At 49.1% G+C, this 20,311-nt stretch carries 17 protein-coding genes; 6 read left to right on the top strand and 11 right to left on the bottom strand.

Annotated features, from left to right (window positions below):
• Positions 1–318: 318 nt before the first annotated feature.
• The 11 genes from rpsR to dnaA all read right to left on the bottom strand — a co-directional run bounded on the left by rpsR (position 319) and on the right by dnaA (position 12,753).
• Positions 319–555 (bottom strand): 30S ribosomal protein S18, encoded by a 237-nt coding sequence (gene rpsR / locus ACKTSG_RS10975; protein ID WP_054718320.1) that lies wholly within the window; start codon positions 553–555, stop codon positions 319–321.
• Positions 556–579: 24 nt separating this feature from the next.
• A complete protein-coding gene (ssb, locus tag ACKTSG_RS10970) occupies positions 580–1,170 on the bottom strand; it encodes a single-stranded DNA-binding protein (protein WP_407894728.1) in 591 nt (196 codons plus the stop codon).
• Between the two features lie 31 nt (positions 1,171–1,201).
• Positions 1,202–1,498 carry a 30S ribosomal protein S6 gene (gene rpsF, locus ACKTSG_RS10965; RefSeq protein WP_407894726.1) on the bottom strand — a complete coding sequence of 99 codons (297 nt, stop codon included), beginning with the start codon at positions 1,496–1,498 and terminating at the stop codon, positions 1,202–1,204.
• 185 nt (positions 1,499–1,683) lie between these two features.
• Positions 1,684–2,388, bottom strand: a complete 705-nt coding sequence (locus tag ACKTSG_RS10960; protein ID WP_407894724.1) for an MgtC/SapB family protein — start codon at positions 2,386–2,388, stop codon at positions 1,684–1,686.
• 54 nt (positions 2,389–2,442) lie between these two features.
• Positions 2,443–5,043 (bottom strand): DNA gyrase subunit A, encoded by a 2,601-nt coding sequence (gene gyrA / locus ACKTSG_RS10955; protein WP_407894722.1) that lies wholly within the window; start codon positions 5,041–5,043, stop codon positions 2,443–2,445.
• Positions 5,044–5,096: 53 nt separating this feature from the next.
• Positions 5,097–7,058 carry a DNA topoisomerase (ATP-hydrolyzing) subunit B gene (gyrB, locus tag ACKTSG_RS10950; protein WP_407894720.1) on the bottom strand — a complete coding sequence of 654 codons (1,962 nt, stop codon included), beginning with the start codon at positions 7,056–7,058 and terminating at the stop codon, positions 5,097–5,099.
• Entirely contained in the window at positions 7,051–8,181 is a 1,131-nt protein-coding gene (gene recF, locus ACKTSG_RS10945) for a DNA replication/repair protein RecF (protein WP_407894718.1), read from the bottom strand. Before recF ends, gyrB begins: the two co-directional genes overlap by 8 nt.
• Positions 8,178–8,396, bottom strand: a complete 219-nt coding sequence (gene yaaA, locus ACKTSG_RS10940) for a S4 domain-containing protein YaaA (RefSeq protein WP_125709948.1) — start codon at positions 8,394–8,396, stop codon at positions 8,178–8,180. Before yaaA ends, recF begins: the two co-directional genes overlap by 4 nt.
• A gap of 193 nt (positions 8,397–8,589) precedes the next feature.
• The gene (locus ACKTSG_RS10935; protein ID WP_407894716.1) at positions 8,590–9,969 is read right to left on the bottom strand and encodes a hypothetical protein; all 1,380 of its coding nucleotides are present in this window, start codon (positions 9,967–9,969) and stop codon (positions 8,590–8,592) included.
• A 120-nt stretch (positions 9,970–10,089) separates the two neighbouring features.
• Positions 10,090–11,229: a DNA polymerase III subunit beta gene (gene dnaN, locus ACKTSG_RS10930; RefSeq protein ID WP_407894714.1), complete on the bottom strand. Its 1,140-nt coding sequence runs from the start codon at positions 11,227–11,229 to the stop codon at positions 10,090–10,092.
• A 174-nt stretch (positions 11,230–11,403) separates the two neighbouring features.
• Positions 11,404–12,753, bottom strand: coding sequence for a chromosomal replication initiator protein DnaA (gene dnaA / locus ACKTSG_RS10925; protein ID WP_407894712.1), 1,350 nt, complete (start codon positions 12,751–12,753; stop codon positions 11,404–11,406).
• Between the two features lie 580 nt (positions 12,754–13,333).
• Here dnaA and rpmH point away from each other — a divergent pair.
• The 6 genes from rpmH to mnmG all read left to right on the top strand — a co-directional run bounded on the left by rpmH (position 13,334) and on the right by mnmG (position 19,461).
• A complete protein-coding gene (gene rpmH, locus ACKTSG_RS10920; RefSeq protein ID WP_003568442.1) occupies positions 13,334–13,474 on the top strand; it encodes a 50S ribosomal protein L34 in 141 nt (46 codons plus the stop codon).
• A gap of 202 nt (positions 13,475–13,676) precedes the next feature.
• Positions 13,677–14,033 carry a ribonuclease P protein component gene (rnpA, locus tag ACKTSG_RS10915; protein ID WP_407894709.1) on the top strand — a complete coding sequence of 119 codons (357 nt, stop codon included), beginning with the start codon at positions 13,677–13,679 and terminating at the stop codon, positions 14,031–14,033.
• Positions 14,034–14,077: 44 nt separating this feature from the next.
• Complete coding sequence (locus tag ACKTSG_RS10910) at positions 14,078–14,914, top strand: YidC/Oxa1 family membrane protein insertase (protein ID WP_407894707.1); 837 nt, start codon at positions 14,078–14,080, stop codon at positions 14,912–14,914.
• A 402-nt stretch (positions 14,915–15,316) separates the two neighbouring features.
• Positions 15,317–16,027 carry an RNA-binding cell elongation regulator Jag/EloR gene (gene jag, locus ACKTSG_RS10905; RefSeq protein WP_407894705.1) on the top strand — a complete coding sequence of 237 codons (711 nt, stop codon included), beginning with the start codon at positions 15,317–15,319 and terminating at the stop codon, positions 16,025–16,027.
• Positions 16,028–16,168: 141 nt separating this feature from the next.
• Positions 16,169–17,548 carry a tRNA uridine-5-carboxymethylaminomethyl(34) synthesis GTPase MnmE gene (gene mnmE / locus ACKTSG_RS10900; protein WP_407894703.1) on the top strand — a complete coding sequence of 460 codons (1,380 nt, stop codon included), beginning with the start codon at positions 16,169–16,171 and terminating at the stop codon, positions 17,546–17,548.
• 11 nt (positions 17,549–17,559) lie between these two features.
• Positions 17,560–19,461, top strand: a complete 1,902-nt coding sequence (mnmG, locus tag ACKTSG_RS10895; RefSeq protein WP_407894701.1) for a tRNA uridine-5-carboxymethylaminomethyl(34) synthesis enzyme MnmG — start codon at positions 17,560–17,562, stop codon at positions 19,459–19,461.
• Positions 19,462–20,311: the final 850 nt, after the last annotated feature.

The raw sequence follows: 20,311 nt of genomic DNA, 5'->3' as shown, positions 1-20,311 counted from the left end.
TGAGCGCGCTCGAGCTCAGCGACGAGCTGCCAAGGTAGTCGTAGCCAGCTAACTCAACTCATCAAAGATAACAGTTCATCTCACGGTGTCGTGCCATGGGGTGGCTAACTTGTTCTTGCAATTTGCGAATAATAAGTATCACTTAGTATCAATTCAAAAAAAATGACGTGATATTGCAGTTCACCGCAATATCACGTCATTGTTTTTGCCCATTTAGGATCATACACGATCAAAAAATAAACGATAATCTCAAAATTTAGCATTCTACCTGAAAGTATAAAAAAAGACTCACCAAATGGCGAGTCTCAGAAAACCAAATTAGTCTTCTGCAACGAATGGAAGCAAGCCCATAATCCGGGAACGCTTGATCGCAACAGTCAGCTTACGTTGGTTCTTGGCGCTGGTGCCTGTCACACGACGAGGTAAAATCTTACCACGTTCGGAGACGAAGCGTTCCAACAAGTTTGTGTCTTTATAATCGATATATTCGATATGGTTAGCGGCGATGAAGTCGACTTTGCGACGACGACGGCCACCACGGCGTTGTTGTGCCATGAATGTCACTCCTTTTCATAGATTCTAGAACGGCAGATCATCATCCGAAATGTCGATCGGTTGGCCATTATTGGCAAACGGATCAGCAGTATTGTTATTGGCGTTGGTATTGTTAGCGCCAAAGTTCGGTTGGCTATCATTGCCCCCGTTGTTGGATGATGACGATGGGGCAGCGTTTTGGCTCCCACCAAAATTGTTCTGCGGAGCCGGTTGGCCGCCGCTGAAGTTATTTTGGAAGTTATTGCCACTGTTTTGATTGTTCCCAGCTGGTTCTTGCGGCCGGGCTTCAGTCGTTGCGCGAGATTCCAGTAAGGCAAAGTTCTCCACGACAACTTCAGTCACGTAAACACGTTGGCCTTGGTTGTTTTCGTAGTTACGGACCTGCATGCGGCCGGTAACCCCGATCATGGAACCTTTGCGCGTAAAGTTGCTGAGGTTTTCAGCACTTTTACGCCAGATCACACAGTTGATGAAGTCGGTTTCGCGTTGACCATTGGCGTTGGTAAATGCCCGATCAACCGCTAAGGTGAACGAACCAACAGCGACACCACTTTGGGTATAGCGCAACTCGACTTCACGCGTTAAGCGGCCGGTTAAAGAAACACTATTAATCATCCCTACGCACCCCTTCTATACAGCGAAAAAATTAGTCTTCGCGCTTGACGATCATATGACGAAGGATATCGCCAGAGATCTTGGACAAACGGTCGAATTCGTTGATCGCAGCGGCGTCATCTGCAGTGATGTTGACGATGTGATAAACACCTTCAGTATACTTGCCGATAACGTATGCGAACTTACGCTTTTGCCAATCCTTGGAATCAATGATGGTAGCACCATTTTCCTTCAAAATATTGTCAAAACGTTCGATCAGCGCAGCTTTGCCTGCTTCATCCATATCAGGACGGATGATGTAGGTAATTTCATACTTGGTCGTAGCCATTGACATTTCACCTCCTTATGGACTTTGGCCCACGTCACCGCGGGCAAGGAGTCGATGACCTTAAAAGGTCACATACTCACAAACTAAAATACTATCATACCTTGTGCACGAATACAAACTTTTTGTGAGCTACTGCCATTGTCGCACCACCATCGCCATTTTGGCAAATTTGACGCCGGGTCACCTTACAAGCTGACGGTTTGGATACGCATGACGTTTTTGTTCAACGACAAGTCTTCGATGATATCCGGCAAGCTCAAGTCTTTAGGTAAGCTGATCTCGTAGATATTGACGTATGTGGCTTGATCATTATTTTGATTGACCATAAAGTTCACATCGTTGACCTCGATATGATGGGCTTCAAAATAATCTTGAATGAACTGTTTGGTTTCTACGCGGTGGTGATATTGGATCTCAATGCGCTTCATGGCTTTGACATGCACGATCCGCTTGAGAAATACCAGCACCAAGATCACGGCCACTGCACTGGCCAAGGCGATTTCATAATCACCCATCCCGATGGCCAAGCCTAAGCCAGCCACTGCCCATAAACTTGCGGCAGTGGTCAACCCGCGCACAGTGCGATGTTGCACCATGATCGTCCCAGCACCTAAAAAGCCGATCCCAGATACCACTTGGGCGATCAAGCGTGCATCATCAGCGCGCAACACGCCAGACAGTTTAGGATATTGTAGGGCCGTGTTCAAGGCATTAAAGCCGATCTCTTTTTGCACCAAAGCCATGATGCACGCACCTAAACACACCAGCACATGGGTTTTAATGCCAGCAGGGCGGTTTTTATGTTCGCGGTCATAACCGATCACCGCCGATACCACGATGGCCAGCAGCAAGCGGCCGATGATCTCCAAGAAACTTAATTTAAAGGTCATGTGAGCCTCCTTTCTAAAGACAAAAACAGCCAGTTTCCTGGCTGCTTTGATCCTTTATTCGTCGTCGGTTGAATCGTTTGAATCGTCTTCTTGATCCGCTTCAGCGCGGTTCAACAATTCATTGACTTGCGTATCCGCATCCCCAGCTGGCGTCGTTGACGTCGCTTGTTCAGCATCAGCACTATCGACATCAGTAGCAGGCGTATCGGGATCATCTGGTTCGATCTCATCAGCCAACTTGGCCACTGTGACCACTTTGGTACCAGCATCTACGCGCATCAAGCGTACCCCTAAGGTCGCCCGACCGGTTTGCGATACGGTGTTGATGTTAAAGCGGATCATGACCCCAGCGTCAGTGACAGCCATAATGTCTTCATCCCCAGCAACAGTGGTGACGATGGCTAATGGACCGTTCTTTTCAGTGACATTGGCCGTTTTGATCCCTTTGCCCCCGCGGCCTTTGATCGGATATTCTGCAGCAGGCGTACGCTTGCCATACCCTTTTTCAGAAACCACAAAGACTTCAGAATCAGGCGTGATCACATCAGCGCCGACAACATAATCGTTGTCGCGCAAGCGGATCCCGCGTACCCCAGTGGCTGAGCGGCCCATCGAGCGCACCGAGTCTTCTTTAAAGGTGACCGAGTAGCCATTATGCGTCCCGATCAACATCGTCGCATCCCCAGTAGTTGGGATCACACGGCTGAGTTCATCGTCTGGCTTCATGTTCAACGCGATCAAGCCATTTTTGCGGATATTCAAGAATTCCGAAACCGGCGTGCGCTTCACGACACCATGTTTGGTGACGAAGAACAAGTAGTCAGCAGGCTTTTCACTGCTGCTGACGTTGATCACCGTTTGGATCTTCTCGTTGTTGTCGATGCCTAACAAGTTGATGATCGGAATGCCTTTAGCGGCGCGCCCGTATTCTGGGATCTCGTAGCCTTTGGCGCGGTAAACTTTACCTGAGTTGGTGAAGAACAACAGCACATCATGCGTAGAGCTGGAGATCAAATGCTCCACAAAATCATCATCATGCACGCCAGTTCCTTGCACCCCACGGCCACCGCGGTGTTGCAACTTGAATTCAGATTGTGGCAAGCGCTTGACGTAGCCATTATGCGTCAAGGTGATGACCACCGTTTCTTCTTCGATCAAGTCTTCGTCTTCGATGTTGAGATCTTCGCCGACCAGCAATTCCGTGCGGCGCTTGTCGCCGAACTTGCGCTGGATCTCAAGCAATTCGTCGTAAATGATTTGATGGACCCGTTCCGGCCGCGCCAAAATGTCTTTGTAATCGGCGATGGCTTTGCGGATCTCGCTTAATTCATTCTCAACTTTGTCGCGTTCCAAACCGGTCAAGCGAACCAAACGCATATCCAAGATCGCTTGGGCTTGTTTGTCAGACAACGCGTATTTGTCCATCAAAATGACTTTGGCTTTATCCCCAGTTTCACTGCTGCGGATAATGCTGATGATCGCGTCGATATGATCTAAGGCTATTTTCAAGCCTTCCAAAATATGTTCGCGCGCTTGGGCTTTCTTCAGTTCAAAAGCCGTCCGCCGCCGGATCACTTGTTCTTGATGGACCAAGTAATATTCCAAGATCGACTTCAACGGCAACGTCTTTGGCGCGCCATTGACGATCGCCACCATGTTAAAGGAAAAGCCAGTTTGCAAAGGCGTCAACTTAAACAAGTTGTTCAATACCACTGAAGCAGACATATCTCGGCGAATATCGATGGTGATACGCATGCCTTCGCGATCGGATTCATCGTTAAGATCTGTGATCCCTTCGATCTTCTTTTCCCGCGCCAATTCAGCGATCCGTTCCACCAACTTGGCTTTGTTGACCATATAAGGGATCTCAGTGACGATGATGCGCTCGCGGCCGCTTTTTTCAGTGACGATCTCGGTTTTGGCGCGCACTGTGATCGTGCCTTTACCGGTTTCATAAGCGCGGCGAATGCCGGATTTACCCAGCACCAACGCCCCAGTAGGGAAATCAGGTCCAGGCAAAGCCGTCATCAAATCAGCTGTCGTGGCATCTGGGTTGTCCATTAAAATGTGCAACGCCGAGATCACTTCAGATAAGTTATGCGGGGGAATATTGGTGGTCATCCCCACCGCGATCCCAGTGGCACCGTTCACCAGCAAGTTCGGGAACCGTGCTGGTAACACGACAGGTTCTTTTTCCGTGCCATCATAGTTATCTTGATAGTCGATGGTATCTTTGTTGATGTCGCGCAACATTTCCATGGTGATCTTGCTCATGCGCGCTTCGGTATACCGCATCGCCGCGGCACCATCACCATCAACTGAGCCAAAGTTCCCATGCCCGTCAACTAACATGTAACGGTAAGAGAAGTCTTGGGCCATGCGCACCATGCCTTCGTAGATCGATGAATCCCCATGCGGATGGTATTTCCCCATGACATCCCCAACGATCCGGGCAGATTTCTTGTAAGGCTTGTCTGGGGTCACCCCAAGTTCATTCATCCCATACAAGATCCGGCGCTGCACCGGCTTGAGGCCATCGCGCACGTCAGGCAAAGCCCGCGCGACGATCACACTCATGGCATATTCCAGAAACGATGTTTTCATCGTTTTGGCCAAATTAACAGTCGTGATCCGACTTTCTTGGCGGTCATCCATATGCTGCATTGCTCCTTTCAATTCTCGTGATTACGTGTCGATTTGGCGAGTGGCTATGCATCGATGTTTTTGGCATCCACATAAACCGCATTGTCTTCAATGAACTTGCGACGCGGTTCCACTTTATCGCCCATCAGCATTTCAAAAATGCCATCTGCGGCTTCAGCGTCTTCAGGCGATACCCGCAACAACCGGCGCTTATCAGGATCCATCGTGGTGTCCCACAACTGGCTGGCATCCATTTCCCCTAACCCTTTGTAACGTTGGATCTCAGGCTTTGGACTAGGTTGTAAGGTGCCTAACACTTCATCGAGTTCTTCATCAGAATCGATATAGCGCATCATTTTGCCTTGGCGTACCCGATACAACGGCGGTTGGGCGATGTAAACAAACCCAGCATCAAGCAATGGCCGCATGTAGCGATAGATCAAGGTCAATAACAATGTGCGAATATGGGCCCCATCGACATCGGCATCGGTCATAATGATCAACTTATGATAGCGGGCCTTTTTCACGTCGAATTCTTGACCAAAACCGGTTCCCATCGCCGTAAACAACGTGCGAATTTCTTCATTGGCTAAAATGCGTTCCATCGAGGCTTTTTCAACGTTTAAGATCTTCCCACGGATCGGCAAGATCGCTTGGGTCAACCGCGAGCGCCCAGACTTGGCTGAACCGCCGGCGGAATCCCCTTCGACGATGAACAATTCTGAGATCTCAGGGTCTTTGCTGGAGTTATCCGCCAACTTACCAGGTAAGTTAGAGATCTCCAAACCAGACTTTTTACGGGTGACTTCACGCGCCCGCTTAGCGGCAGCACGCGCTTTTGATGCCAGCATCGCTTTGTCGACCACCTGACGCGCTTGCGTTGGGTGTTCCATCAAGTACTTGGCAAAATGTTCTGAGAACGTGCGATCCGTGACTGTCCGTGCATCGGCGTTGCCTAACTTGGTTTTGGTCTGGCCTTCAAACTGAGGATCTGGGTGTTTGACCGACACCACCGCCGTCATGCCTTCACGCACATCTTCACCAGATAACGCGTCATCATTGTCTTTAAGTTGGCCTGACTTATGCGCGTAATCATTGATCACCCGCGTCAACGCTGACTTAAAGCCAGTTTCATGGGTCCCACCTTCATACGTGTGGATGTTGTTGGCAAAAGTCATCAAGTTGGTGTGATAGTCGTCAGTATAATCCAACGCCACTTCCACGGTGATGCCTTTGGCTTGGCCTTCCACATAGATCGGCTCGTCCAATACCGCCGTTTTACCTTTATCCAAGTAGTCGACGTATTCTTTGATTCCACCTTCATAGTGGAACACCAGCTTTTCAGCGGTGTCAGCGCGCTTATCGATAAACGTCAAGCGCAACCCTTTGTTCAAAAAGGCCAGCTCGCGGATGCGCTGCGTCAAGATCTTGTCATCATACGTGGTGGTTTCGGTGAAAATGTCTGGATCTGGAATGAAGTGAACTTTAGTGCCATGGGCATGTTCAGGGGCGTCGCCAATGACTTTCATTTTGGTGTTCACTTTGCCACGAACGAAGTCCATGTAATAATACTTGCCAGCATGCGCCACAGTAACATCAAGCTTGGTGGACAAGGCATTGACAACAGACGCGCCGACACCATGCAACCCACCGGAAACTTTGTACCCGCCGCCGCCAAATTTCCCGCCGGCATGCAAAATGGTAAATACAGTTTCCAAAGCTGGCAAACCCGTTTGACGTTGGATATCAACTGGGATCCCGCGGCCATCATCAAACACGGTAATGGAATTATCTGGTTCAACGGTCACATCGATGGTGCTGGCAAACCCAGCTAATGCTTCATCGATCCCGTTATCGATAATTTCCCATACCAAATGATGCAGTCCTTGTGTGGATGTAGAACCGATATACATACCAGGACGCTTACGCACCGCTTCCAGACCTTCAAGCACCTGGATCTGGCTGGCATCATATTCGGCGGCCTTCTCTTCTTTGGCTTCGATTTGGGCTTCTTCTTTATCAGTCACCGTTAGTTTCCTCCTTCATGAGCTGACCGTCTTTCACATAAAAAACGGCTGGCGTATCGATAATTTCTTGCGCGATGCCGTCCAAACTGGTGGTGGTCAAAAACGTTTGGACTTTATTTTGGATCGTTTTAAGTAAATGGGTTTGGCGATCATCATCAAGTTCTGACAACACATCATCCAGCAACAAGACGGGATATTCGCCAGTTTGTGCTTTCATCAAGTCGATTTCAGCTAACTTCACTGCCAACGCCGTGGTGCGCTGTTGACCTTGGCTGCCAAAATTGGCGACATTGTTGTCATTGACCATAAACGCTACATCATCGCGATGCGGGCCAACTAAAGTGGTACCTAACGTCAACTCCCGCTCACGATGCTTGGCTAACAGATCCAAGATCGCGGCTTTGGCTTGCTCAACATCCCCGCGCGCTGCTTGTGGCACTTGGCTGACATATTGAAAAGTCAGCGCTTCATGGTTTTTGGTGATGTCGGCATGGATCTTGGCCGCAAACGTCGCCATTTGTTGCAACAAAGCTTCGCGTCTAGTGACGATTTCAGCCCCTGCAGTGGCAAGTTGATCAGACAGCACATCCAAAAAGATCAAGTCTTTGGCTTGGTGTTGCCGCAACTGCTTTAAGTAGGCATTGCGCTGTTTCAACGCGGTGCGATAAGCCGTTGATTCTTGCAGGTACTTCACGCTCATTTGCCCAAACTCCATGTCGATGAACCGCCGCCGATTGGCTGGACTGCCTTTGACGATGGCCAAGTCTTCTGGAGCAAACAACACCACATTGAAATGCCCCACATAACTGGACAGCCGAGACTGTTCGATTTTGTTGAGGCGCGCTTTTTTGCCTTGGGTGGAAATGATCAGCTCCAATTGTTGTGGGCCGGTGGCTTTCATCACTTGCCCTTGGATCTTGGCGAATTCACTGCCAAATTTGATCAGTTCTTTATCATTGTTGGTGCGATGGCTCCGCGCTAACGCTAACACGTACACTGACTCCAGCAAATTGGTTTTGCCTTGGGCGTTTGACCCGATCAACACGTTGATTTGAGGCGAAAAATCAGTGTCCACCGCTGTATAATTGCGATAATTTTTTAGCGTCAGGTGCGCCAGCCTCATCCAGCTTGGACCACGGTGATCACCGTGTTATCTGGCAGGGTCGCGGTATCGCCTGCACGCAATTTCCGACCGCGGCGGGAATCTTCTTCCCCATTGACCAACACGCGGTTTTCTGCCAGGAACCACTTCGCTTGACCGCCAGAATCAATGATACCGGCGTCTTTTAACAACTGACCTAGCGTAATGTATTCAGTCGAGATCTCAACTGTTGCCATCCATTGCCCACTCCTTTTGTCGTTTAGATAATACTACCTATATAGTATACCGTTTTTGACAATAAAACTCAACGACATAACGCAATATACGGCGGTTTCAGCCGACTTTAGTTGAATGTGGTATCGGGGCACACACACACCTTAAAAGCGCAAATTTGGCCAAATGCACGCATTCAGCCAAATTTGCGCTTTTTTATGGGCCAGCGATCGCCTGAAATTGGATCTGGGCTTGATATTGTCCTGCCACCGCCGCAGGTTGTTGTTGAAACACCCACTCGATCTGTGATAATGGCACCACTTGTGGGCCATTATAAACGGTGGTATACGGCTGACTTGGCGTGATCGATCCGCCAGTTGGCCATTTCAAGCTGGCAAGCAAGATCGTCCCGTTGTCTTGTTGCAGTGCCGTCACGCTGAGGGTGAAACGCCATGGTCCCACTTGATCGACTTGCCAGTCTGGCAGGTTCGCGTTAACGGTCACTGGGCCTTGGATGAGATCAGCAATGGACAGAAAAAATAGGCCAGAACCTAAGGAGAAGGTCTGCTGGGACTGAGTAGCACGTTGGTACGTGTAGTTTCGAGTCGTACTTCGATACTCGACTGAACTGTTGCCATCTGAATAGCGCAATGTGAGTTCCAATGTGCCATTTACTTGCATTATCCTATCAGCTGGAATCGTCAGCGAAGTGGTTTCAAATTGTTGAGTACTCAATGCGGGGGAAAGCGTACTTACAAATTGCCAAAGGAATTGTAACCGCGTGCCAGGTCGAGGGTGAATGTAGTCAATATCCACGACTAAAGGTTTTCCTTGATAACCGGTGACGTTGGGCATTCCAAAAGTTTGCGTTGCAGTTGGGCCATTCGTTGTAAGCGCAAGTTGTCTTACAAACGGTAAAAGGCCAATAGCCCCATTTACTCGAATAGCAGTGCTACCCACGAGATAAAATAGTGGACTGATCGGCCACTTTAATTCATTACTGTCCAAAGTTGTCGCGGTACTTCTTTCTACCGTCACCTCTGGGCCAACATGGTGCCATAACACTAATTGTGGCAAGGGACTCATCATGGATTTCGTCGAGGTCGTTTCCGCCCATGTAATCGGAGAAAGCGTGCTGACAACATGCAAAGTCAAATCAGTTTCATATTCATCGCTTGATTGGCCAAAACTGAAAAACAACGTCAAAGAGTAATCTTCGACACGATTTGCTCGGACTAAGATACCTAAACCACCACTCACTGCACCAAAACTCAAATCCACTTTTGAATCGACAGAAACAGAGCCTTGATTGGCCACGATTGGCACTGGGCTTTTGGTTCCATCTAGCTCAACCTCATAATGTACTTGCTGTAACTGTGTGACATCAAACGGGCCACCAGGCAAATAAGCGAATGGGATCATTGCGGTTAGTGTCGTCTTTGCTTGCACCCACAATTCCCGCGGCGGCTTCAAGATCATGCCACCTTGAATCGGGTCATAATCTGGCGGCAACGGTTTGATTTCTGCGTGCGCCACTGTCAAGCCAGCAAACCAAAAGCTGAAACATACGGCTAACACACCCAACAATTTTTTCATTGGAATTCCCCCTCACTTATAAATTACGCAAGTGCAGGCGATATCTTTTATTACAGTTTAAAAAAACTGATTTTGGCCAAATAAAAAAACGCCGCAAACGCGACGTTTTCAAATCAAGCTTTAGAATGTCCGAACTGGCGTGATCAGTTGGATGAAGTGTTCATGGTCTTCAGATGGCACCAAGGTGAATGGCCGCAATGGCGCGGTGAAGTCGATTTCGATGGTCGCTTGGCCAAAACCTTGCAGCGCATCTTTCATGTAGTCTGGGTTGAAGGAAATTTCCAAGTCATCCCCGGCCAAGCTGTTGAAAGTCAACGCTTCTTCAACATTCCCGACATCAGGAGAGTTGCCGTAGATCACGGCACTTTGATCTTGGACATTTAAGTTCAAGCGCACGACGTTGTTACTGGATTCATGACTCAACAAGCTGGCACGCTGGATCGCCGCTAACAGTGCTGGCGCATCAAATTCGATTTGCGTTGTAGAGCTCGTTGGGATCAAGCGGCTGGTATCTGGGTAGTTGCCTTCCAACAAACGGGAATAGAAGTTGGTTTGACCAGCGACGAACAAGACTTGGTTTTCGGCAAAACGCATTTCGACAGTTTGGATATCATCTGTTAACATCCGGCCAAGTTCCACCAAAGACTTCCCAGGAATGATCACATCATAGCGAGAATCTGCGGCAGCTGGCAATTCGATGGTACGTTGCGCCAAGCGATGGGAGTCAGTGGCGACAGCTAATAATTGGCCATCTGAGATCACCACATGCACCCCAGTTAAGATCGGGCGACTTTCTTGGTTGGAAACCGCGATGACTGTTTGGGTGATCAACTGCTTCAGCACGTCTGCAGGTACTTGCAAAGGTTGTGGGTTGACGATTTCTGGCAAATGCGGGTAGTTGTTGGCATCCAAGCCATTGATCGTGAATTCACTAGAGCCTGAGGTGATCACAGTTTGGAAGTTATCTTGGACATCAACGGTCATTTTGGCATCTGGCAGGCGCTTGACCACTTCGTTAAAGATCCGCGCTGGCAAAACGATGCTGCCAGTGGATTCGATTTGCAAATCGTTGGTTTCAGAATTGGCGTCAATGCGCGCTTCGATGGAAATATCAGCGTCGCTACCAGTTAAAACTAACCCGTTGTCAGAAAGCACTAATTTCAACCCAGTTAAAATCGGGATCGTGGTTTTGCTCGAGATCGCTCGCGAAACGTCATTGAGTTTTTTGATAAAAGTAGCACGCGTGATGGTGAATTTCATGACAGTCCTCCTGTAGGTGCAGTGTAAATAATATAAAAGCTTTTAAGTAATAGTAGTAGGCCTTGGGGATGCTGTGGAAAACTTTGCGAAACAACGTCAGGCAATGTTTTCCTCTTGTGGATAACTCAAACGGATAAGTCTGGTGGTTTTCAAAAGTTGTCCACATGGCCAAAATCAGCCGCGGTTTTTCAGGCGATTCTTGAGTTCGATAATTTCAGTTTTCAGTTGCTCATCCAAGCCCATTTGTTCGGCGATTTTTTCATGCGCGTGGATCACCGTGGTGTGGTCTTTGCCGCCAAATTCCGCACCGATCTTCGGCAGTGACGAATCCGTCATTTCTCGTGACAAGTACATGGCGATCTGCCGCGGCATGACGATTTGTTTGACGCGCTTTTTGCCTTTGAGTTCAGAAACCGTGACGCTGTAGTATTTGGCCACGACTTGTTGGATCTGGCCGATGGTCAAAGCGGCGTCTTTATCGGATAATTTCAAACTCTTCAAGGCATCTGCGGCTAAGCTGGTGGAAATATCAGAATGATTCATCGTCGCGTAAGCTTGCACGCGCACCAAAGCGCCTTCTAGTTCGCGGACGTTAGAATCGATTTGCCCGGCGATATAAGACAACGTATCATCTGGGATCACCAAATGCTCAGCGTCAGCTTTGTTGCGCAAAATCGCGATCCGCGTTTCCAGATCTGGCGGCGTGATGTCAACGGATAACCCCCAAGCAAACCGTGACACCAAGCGTTCTTGCAACTTAGGGATCTCGCTTGGTAGGCGGTCAGAAGTCAACACGATTTGTTTTTTGTTTTCATATAAAGCGTTGAACGTATGGAAGAATTCTTCTTGCGTGGCTTCTTTTTCGCCGAAGAATTGAATGTCGTCGACTAACAATAAATCGACGTTGCGGTATTCTTGCCGGAATTGTTCTTGCTTTTTGGTTTGGATCGAGTTGATGAAATCATTGGCAAACGCTTCTGACGTCACGTATTTAACGTTGGCATTGGGCTTATATTCCACTAATTGATGGCCAATGGCTTCCATTAAGTGGGTTTTGCCTAAACCAACGCCACCATAAAGAAACAAGGGGTTGTATAACATCCCAGGTTCTTCTGAAACCACCAATGCTGCGGCATGCGCCATTTGATTGCCTTTGCCAGTGACAAAAGTTTCAAAGGTGTATTTCGGATTGAGATGCGTGGTTTCCTTATAGGTGGGAACGATTTTTTTGACTTCAGGGGTGGGCGTGCCAAGATCCATTGATTCTTCAGGCAACGAGCCGGAGATCTCAATGACTGGATTGATCTCCAAGTTGTTATAGGCAAAAGCCCATTCCACGACTTTGGTGACTAAGCGTTTCTCCCAATAGTTTTTGTGTAATTCCGAAGGGACGCCGATGGTTAATGTATTGCCTGTCAGGCGTACAGGTTTGGCATCTTTGATCCAGGTACTATACCCGGTCGCAGTCAAACTTGCGCGGAATTTATCTTGTAAATACGCCCACAGTTCTTCGATTGTTGGCACCCTAAACCCTCCTTTCACGTACAAAAGCTGTACGCGCGGCTTTTACAACGCGCTTTGTATAAATATGCAAGCACAAAAAACGCGAAGCATCGCGACATTAAGTTTAGCATTTTATGAATAAGTTTTCCACAAGCAAAGCAGTTTTCCACACAATTCTCAGCTTGAGGAAAACCTCACCCACACCCTTGTTAAAAACTTGTCCACAAGCACGTGAACAACGCTAGAACACATGCGGAATTTGGCGACTTGTCCACAAATTCAAAAAATTGAACAAGCCTATTAGAATGCGTGTTTCACAAGTTATAAACAAGTTAAAAGCAACCTGTGGATAACTTCTGAACAGGGATGTGGATTTGCGGATAAACAGCGCGTAAGCTGTGGATTAGCCCCAATTCGAAAAATCGCCTTTGAACAACTTATACACAGGTTTTGCGCAGATTTCACTTTTCTGTGGAAAAGAAAAATGCGTGATTATAACACCAAATGCTTGACGTGACTACCGGTCATCCGTATAATGGGATAATGTTTGATAAGTAAAACAACGTTACTGAAAATAGCAATCTAAATAGGAGGTGCACCCATGACCACTAAACGGACATTTCAACCAAAGAAGCGTCATCGCGAACGCGTCCATGGCTTCATGAAGCGTATGAGCACGAAGAACGGCCGTAAAGTTTTAGCTCGTCGTCGCGCTAAGGGACGTAAAGTATTATCTGCTTAAAAACTCCACTGACCGCGTCAGTGGTTTTTTTTTGCAACATAATCGTTTCTAGCCAACTCGACAGCGCCTAAATGACGCGTTATGACGGTGCTGGCAGGTACTCATTGTGACGCGTCAGCATATTACATAGGAAATACTAAGAAACTAATGCGTCAAATCGTCGCATCTTGTATACTTAAGGACAGATTGTGAGGGAGATTTCGTGCGTAAGTCGTATCGCATCAAAAAAGAAGCTGAATTTCAAGATGTGTTTGATCACGGGCAGTCGGTCGCGAACCGCAATTTCGTGATCTACCACCTGCGCCGGGAACAACCACATTTTCGGGTGGGCATTTCAGTGGGTAAAAAAGTCGCACATTTTGCCGTTGGTCGCAACCAGATCAAACGCTATGTGCGCCAAAGCTTACTGGAATTAAAGCCAGAATTGGATCCGCAAGCGGATTTTTTGGTGATCGCTCGCCGCGGGGCAGCAAAGTTGGATATGGCTGCCACGAAGAAGAACTTGATCCACGTGTTGACGTTAGCCGGCTTATTAGCTGACGATGTCGACATCATCTAGTCGCACGCATGATTGCGTGACACGTTGACGAAAGAAGGATTCTCGTGAGTAAGAAAACCGTTAAGCGCCTTGGTGCGGTCATCGCCTTGCTCGGCATGGCTGTTGTGCTGACGGCGTGTGGCACGTCGACAGTTACCGCCCATAGTACTGGTATTTGGGATCGCTACGTCATTTATAATGCTGCCCAGTTCATTTTGTGGTTGGCTAAGATCTTCGGTGGCAACGCTGGTATCGGGATCATCGTCTTTACGTTGCTGATCCGGATCTTGATCTTCCCATTGAGTTATATTTCGTTGAAGTCCATGGGCAAGCAACAAGAAATTGCGCCACAGCTCAAGGCCTTGCAACAAAAATACAAATCCAAAGACACCGAGACCCAACGCAAGCTGCAACAAGAAACGCAAAAGCTTTACGCTGAAGAAGGTATCAACCCGATCATGGGCTGCTTGCCATTAGCGATCCAAATGCCATTCTTGTTTGCCTTGTATCAAGCGATCTTCCGGACAGATGCCTTAAAAACTGGGCATTTCTTATGGTTGAACTTGGCGCAGCCTGATCCGTACTTTATCATGCCGATCTTAGCAGCGCTGTTCACCTTGCTGACCAGTTTGGTGTCAACGTTGGCCCAACCGCAACGCACCACCATGTCTTGGGCGATGGTCGCCATTTCGCCGATCATGATCTTGGTCATGGCGTTCCAATTCCCAAGTGCCTTAGCGATCTACTGGGTGGTCACCAACGCCTTTTCGTTGGTCCAAACTTTCGCCATCCAAAATCCTTTCAAGCTTAAACGCCAGCGTGAAGCTAAAGTACAAGCGCAAAAAGACAAGGAAAAAGCCAAACGCAAAGCGCTTAAAAATGCCTTGCGCAAACGCTCATAAGTCATTGACGCGAGGCCAAGACCTGCTCCTAAGTCTCGGCCTCGTTTGTCGTTTACGACGATCTGCTTGGCAAATGGCACAGTGAAATGGCATCACTACGGAAAACTGGCCAAGTTGCCGTGCGGCCGGCTTCAGAAATCGGCAAAAAGCGCCGATGTTCTTACGCCTAGATTTTGAACCAGCAAGACCCGCTGTTTCAAAATCTGCCGGTGAAATCTGCGCATGCCGCCAAAGTTCGGCGTCATCCTTGATTTCACGGTCACGGCAATTGGCCAGTTTTCCTCCGCGATGCCATTTCACCTCCGCCCCCAGCGTTTCTCACTCCGGCGGATCGCCCGATCCGATCCCAACTCAACTTACCAGAAAACGATAGTCACAAGAATTTACATTTTGGAGGAAATTATGCCGACTTTTCAAGGCACGACCATTCAAAAAGCGATCGATCGAGGCTTGCAAAGCTTAGGTGTCGCTCGCGACGCCGTTAGTGTTGACGTGATCCAAGAAGGCAAAAAAGGCCTGTTTGGGTTAGGCAAAAAAGCGGCGATCGTCAACTTAAAACCGTTGGTCCCAGCGCCAGACCCAAAACCAACGCCTAAACCTAAAGCCCAACATCATCCCCATTTGCCCCATCCTGCCGGCGCCAAGCGCTTGCGCGATGACCAAACTGCGATCGCTTTGGTGCAAAGCTATTTAGAAGATATTATTCGCCAATTAGGGATCGCGGCGACCATTGAAAGTGAACGCAAAGGCGATAAAGTGTGGTTTACTGTGGCCACAGACAAAGAAGCGCAACTGATCGGCAAACACGGCAAGATCATCAATGCGATCCAATATTTGGCCCAAACCGAATTCAACCGTTATGGCAAGTCCAAATGGACCATTATGGTCAATGTTGGCGATTATCGTGAACGCCGCGACGCTGCGGTAACGCGCTTGGCGCAAAAAACAGCCCGCGACGTGGTAGCCACTGGCGCGGCAGTGTACTTGGATCCAATGCCGGCGCTGGAACGCAAAGTCATTCATGCCACGTTGGCAGACAACCCTTATGTGGACACGCATTCAGAAGGCGTTGACCCAAGACGGTACGTGGTGATCACCCCAGCGCGGCATTAAACTTGCCAAACACTGACTTTTTGTATACAATGAGTTCAAATTAATCGATGAAGTAGTCAAAGTGCTTTGTCCAACTGGTGAGACGTTTTTTGGCGTCTTCAAGTTGGATGGTGCACTTTTTTGTTTGAAAGGAAGCTTATTTTGGCAACGACGATCACAGAATATGACACGATCGCGGCAATTTCCACGCCGCCTGGTGAAGGGGCCATCAGCATTGTGCGCTTAAGCGGCGAGCATGCGGTCCAAACTGCAGAATCCTTATTTAAAGGCAAAGACTTGACCAAAGTCGCCAGCCACACCATCAATTATGGGCATATTTTAGACCCAGATGATGGCCAAGTGGTGGATGAAGTGATGGTCAGTGTGTTGCGCGCGCCGAAAACTTACACACGCGAAGACATGGTCGAGATCAACTGCCATGGTGGCATCGTGCCGACTAATCGCATTTTGCAATTGCTGTTAGGCCAAGGCGCCCGACTGGCTGAACCTGGTGAATTCACCAAGCGCGCCTTTTTGAATGGGCGTGTCGACTTGACCCAAGCCGAATCTGTGATGGATCTGATCCGCGCCAAAACTGATCGCGCCATGCAAGTGGCAGTTGATCAACTTGACGGGGACTTGCGCCGCTTGATCACCAACTTGCGCCAAGAGATCTTGGAAGTGCTGGCTCAAGTCGAAGTTAATATCGACTATCCAGAATATGATACCGATCAAATGACCACCCAAATGCTCAAAGAAAAAGCGGACATGGTGTTGGCCAAAGTCGACGAATTGCTGCAAACCGCCAGCCAAGGTAAAGTGCTGCGCGAAGGCTTGGCCACGGCGATCGTCGGCCGGCCAAATGTCGGCAAGTCCAGCTTATTGAACCATATGCTACATGAAGACAAAGCGATTGTGACCGATGTGGCTGGGACCACGCGTGATGTGTTGGAAGAATATGTCAATGTGCGCGGCGTGCCGTTGAAGTTGATCGATACTGCTGGGATCCGCGACACTGAAGATAAAGTCGAAAAAATCGGCGTCGCGCGCTCGCGCAAAGCCATCACCCAAGCAGATCTGATCTTGTTGGTATTGGATGCCTCTCAACCACTGACACCAGAAGACCTTGACTTGCTGGATGCCACTGCAGACAAACAGCGCATCGTGGTATTGAACAAACAAGATCTGCCGGTGCAAATGGCACTTGGTGAGCGCGTCGATCCTTCACAGATCGTGCGCACCTCGATCACCACTGGCGCAGGTGTTGACGCGTTAGATACCAAGATCGCTGACTTGTTCAATGATGGCATTGAGAACTCGCAAACCACTTTGATGGTGTCCAACAGTCGCCAAATCGGGTTATTGCGGCAAGCCAAAGTCAGCTTACAAGCGGTTTTGGATGGTATTTCCGCGGGCATGCCGATCGATTTGGTGCAGATCGATATGACTGCCGCTTGGGACAAACTCGGTGAGATCACTGGGGATGCGGCGCCTGATGAATTGATCACACAGCTATTTTCGCAATTTTGTTTAGGGAAGTAAAAGGAGTAGACATGCCAGAAGTTCGTGAATATGCAGCAGCAGATTATGACGTGGTCGTTGTCGGGGCAGGGCATGCCGGTTGTGAAGCCGCATTAGCCTCTGCGCGGATGGGCAACCACACCTTGCTGGTCACCATCAGCTTGGAAATGTTGGCCTTCATGCCATGTAACCCCAGTGTCGGCGGTCCTGCCAAAGGGATCGTGGTGCGTGAGATCGATGCACTTGGTGGCGAAATGGGCCACAACATTGATAAAACTTACATCCAAATGCGGATGCTCAACACCGGTAAAGGCCCAGCTGTGCGCGCATTGCGGGCGCAAGCGGATAAAGCGGCTTACCATCGCAGTATGAAAGCCACCATTGAAGCTGAACCCAACTTGGACTTGCGCCAAGGTTTAGTGGAACGCTTATTGGTAGAAGACGGCGTGTGTGTCGGCGTCGTCACGGCCACTGGCGCCCAATATCATGCCAAAAGCGTGGTATTGACCGCAGGCACTTCCAGCCGCGGTAAGATCATCATTGGCGAATTGATGTATTCTTCCGGCCCGAACAACTCTTTGCCAAGTATCAAGTTGTCTGAAAGCTTGGAAGCTAACGGCTTTAAGCTACGCCGCTTTAAAACCGGTACTCCACCGCGTGTGGTTGGCAACTCGATCGACTTTTCCAAAACTGAAGAACAGCCTGGCGATACCACGCCGCATCATTTCAGCTTTACCACGCCTGATTCTATGTACTTAAAGGATCAACTGTCTTGCTGGATGACTTACACCAATGCAACGACGCATGATATCATTCGTCAAAACTTGGATCGCGCGCCGATGTTTTCTGGTGTGATCAAAGGCGTTGGCCCGCGTTATTGCCCATCGATCGAAGACAAAGTCGTGCGTTTTGCCGACAAGCCGCGCCATCAGCTGTTCTTGGAACCAGAAGGCCGCGATACTGACGAATATTACGTCGGCGATTTCTCCACGTCGATGCCTGAAGAAGTCCAACTTAAAATGTTGCATTCAGTTGCCGGCTTGGAGCACGCCGAATTGATGCGTCCCGGTTACGCCATCGAATATGACATCATCGAACCTTGGCAGCTGACGGCTACTTTGGAAACCAAAGTGGTGAAGAACTTGTTTACTGCCGGGCAAATGAACGGCACGTCAGGTTATGAAGAAGCTGCCGGCCAAGGCTTGATCGCTGGGATCAACGCCGGCTTGCGCGCTCAAAACAAGCCAGGCTTCACCTTGAAGCGCTCTGATGCTTATATCGGCGTCATGATCGATGACTTGGTCACCAAAGGCACCAACGAGCCTTATCGCTTGTTGACGTCGCGCGCCGAATACCGCTTGATCTTGCGCCATGATAACGCGGATCTGCGGTTGACGGACATGGGTCGCGAACTGGGCTTGATCTCGGATGCCCGCTTTGCGCAATTCACCGCCAAAAAAGCAGCCATCGCCGCAGAAAAAAACCGCTTGGAAACTACGCGCTTGAAGCCTAAAGAGGTAGCCAACTGGTTAGATGCGCATCATTTGCCAGCGTTAAAAGATGGCGTTTTGGCCAGCGACTTTTTGAAGCGGCCAGAAGTGTCTTATGCTGATATCGTGGCGATCATTCCTGCAGAGCAGCCAGTGGATCGTTATGTGGCCGAAGAAGTCGAAGTGCAGATCAAGTATGCCGGCTATATTGATAAGGAAATGCAAAGCATTGCCAAACTCAAGCGCATGGAAGCCAAAAAGATCCCTGCCAACATCGACTACGAAGCCATCAGCGGCTTGGCCACTGAAGCGCGTCAAAAGCTCACCAAGATCCAACCGCAAACCTTGGCTCAAGCCAGCCGCATTTCCGGGGTCAACCCTGCAGATGCTGCGATCTTGTCGGTTTATATCGAACAAGGTAAGATCGCCAAGGTCCACGCCTAAAGACCAAAACCGCCGAGTCTCGTTGTGAGATCCGGCGGTTTTTTGGTTTGCGGGGCACGGTGGTTTGAATTTGGGACTCCGGCTGAACGCCACTGCCATAGTGAGGGTCCTCAGCCGAGCTAGCCGGGATGTGTCGCGATGCGCCCCACCCGCCGGATCTTGACTTGCGGAACGCTGTAGGCGATAAATCGCCAACAGCGTTCTCACTATGGCAGTGGCGCCCAGCCTCCGTCCCAAATTCAAACCACCTTGGCGCTACCACCAGGCAACGGGTCATGCTTCGATGATGGGTAGGCACTAGTAGGTAATGCCTACTAGTGGCGACTTGATCATTTCGTTAACTTAGCGATTAGAGAGCATCTGGCGGCGCAGATGAATTGGTATTACAAAAGAAGACTGGGCGCTACAAGGGAAGTTGACACGATTTCTTGCGTACTTTTGCAAAAGTATGATCGAATTTATAGATCAGAAACACCAACGTAGAAAATCTGGCGGCGGAGGTGAATTGGTATCACGGAGGAAAACTGGCCAATTGCCGTGAAAGTGAGATCAAAGGTGACGCCGAACTTTGGCGGCATCTTTGATCTCACCGGCAAATATTGAAACAGCGGGTTTTGCTGGTTCAATATTTAGGCGTAAGAACATCGGCGTTTTTTGCCGATTTCTGAAGCCGGCCGCACGGCAACTTGGCCAGTTTTCCGTAGTGATGCCAATTCGCCGCAGGTAAGCACCCAATAACAGACCGTCTTGAAAATCAATAGAGGCCCGTTCCCAGATTCAGGGAAGCGGACCTCTTTGCTTTAAGCGACGGTCGATTGGGCGGTACCGGTAAATGTTTGGTTCCAAGGCA

Source organism: Lacticaseibacillus salsurae (assembly GCF_045862175.1).
In the GTDB taxonomy this organism is placed as follows: domain Bacteria; phylum Bacillota; class Bacilli; order Lactobacillales; family Lactobacillaceae; genus Lacticaseibacillus; species Lacticaseibacillus salsurae.
The sequence above is the reverse complement of the archived record's forward strand: the minus strand, read 5'-3'. Positions and strand labels throughout refer to the sequence as shown.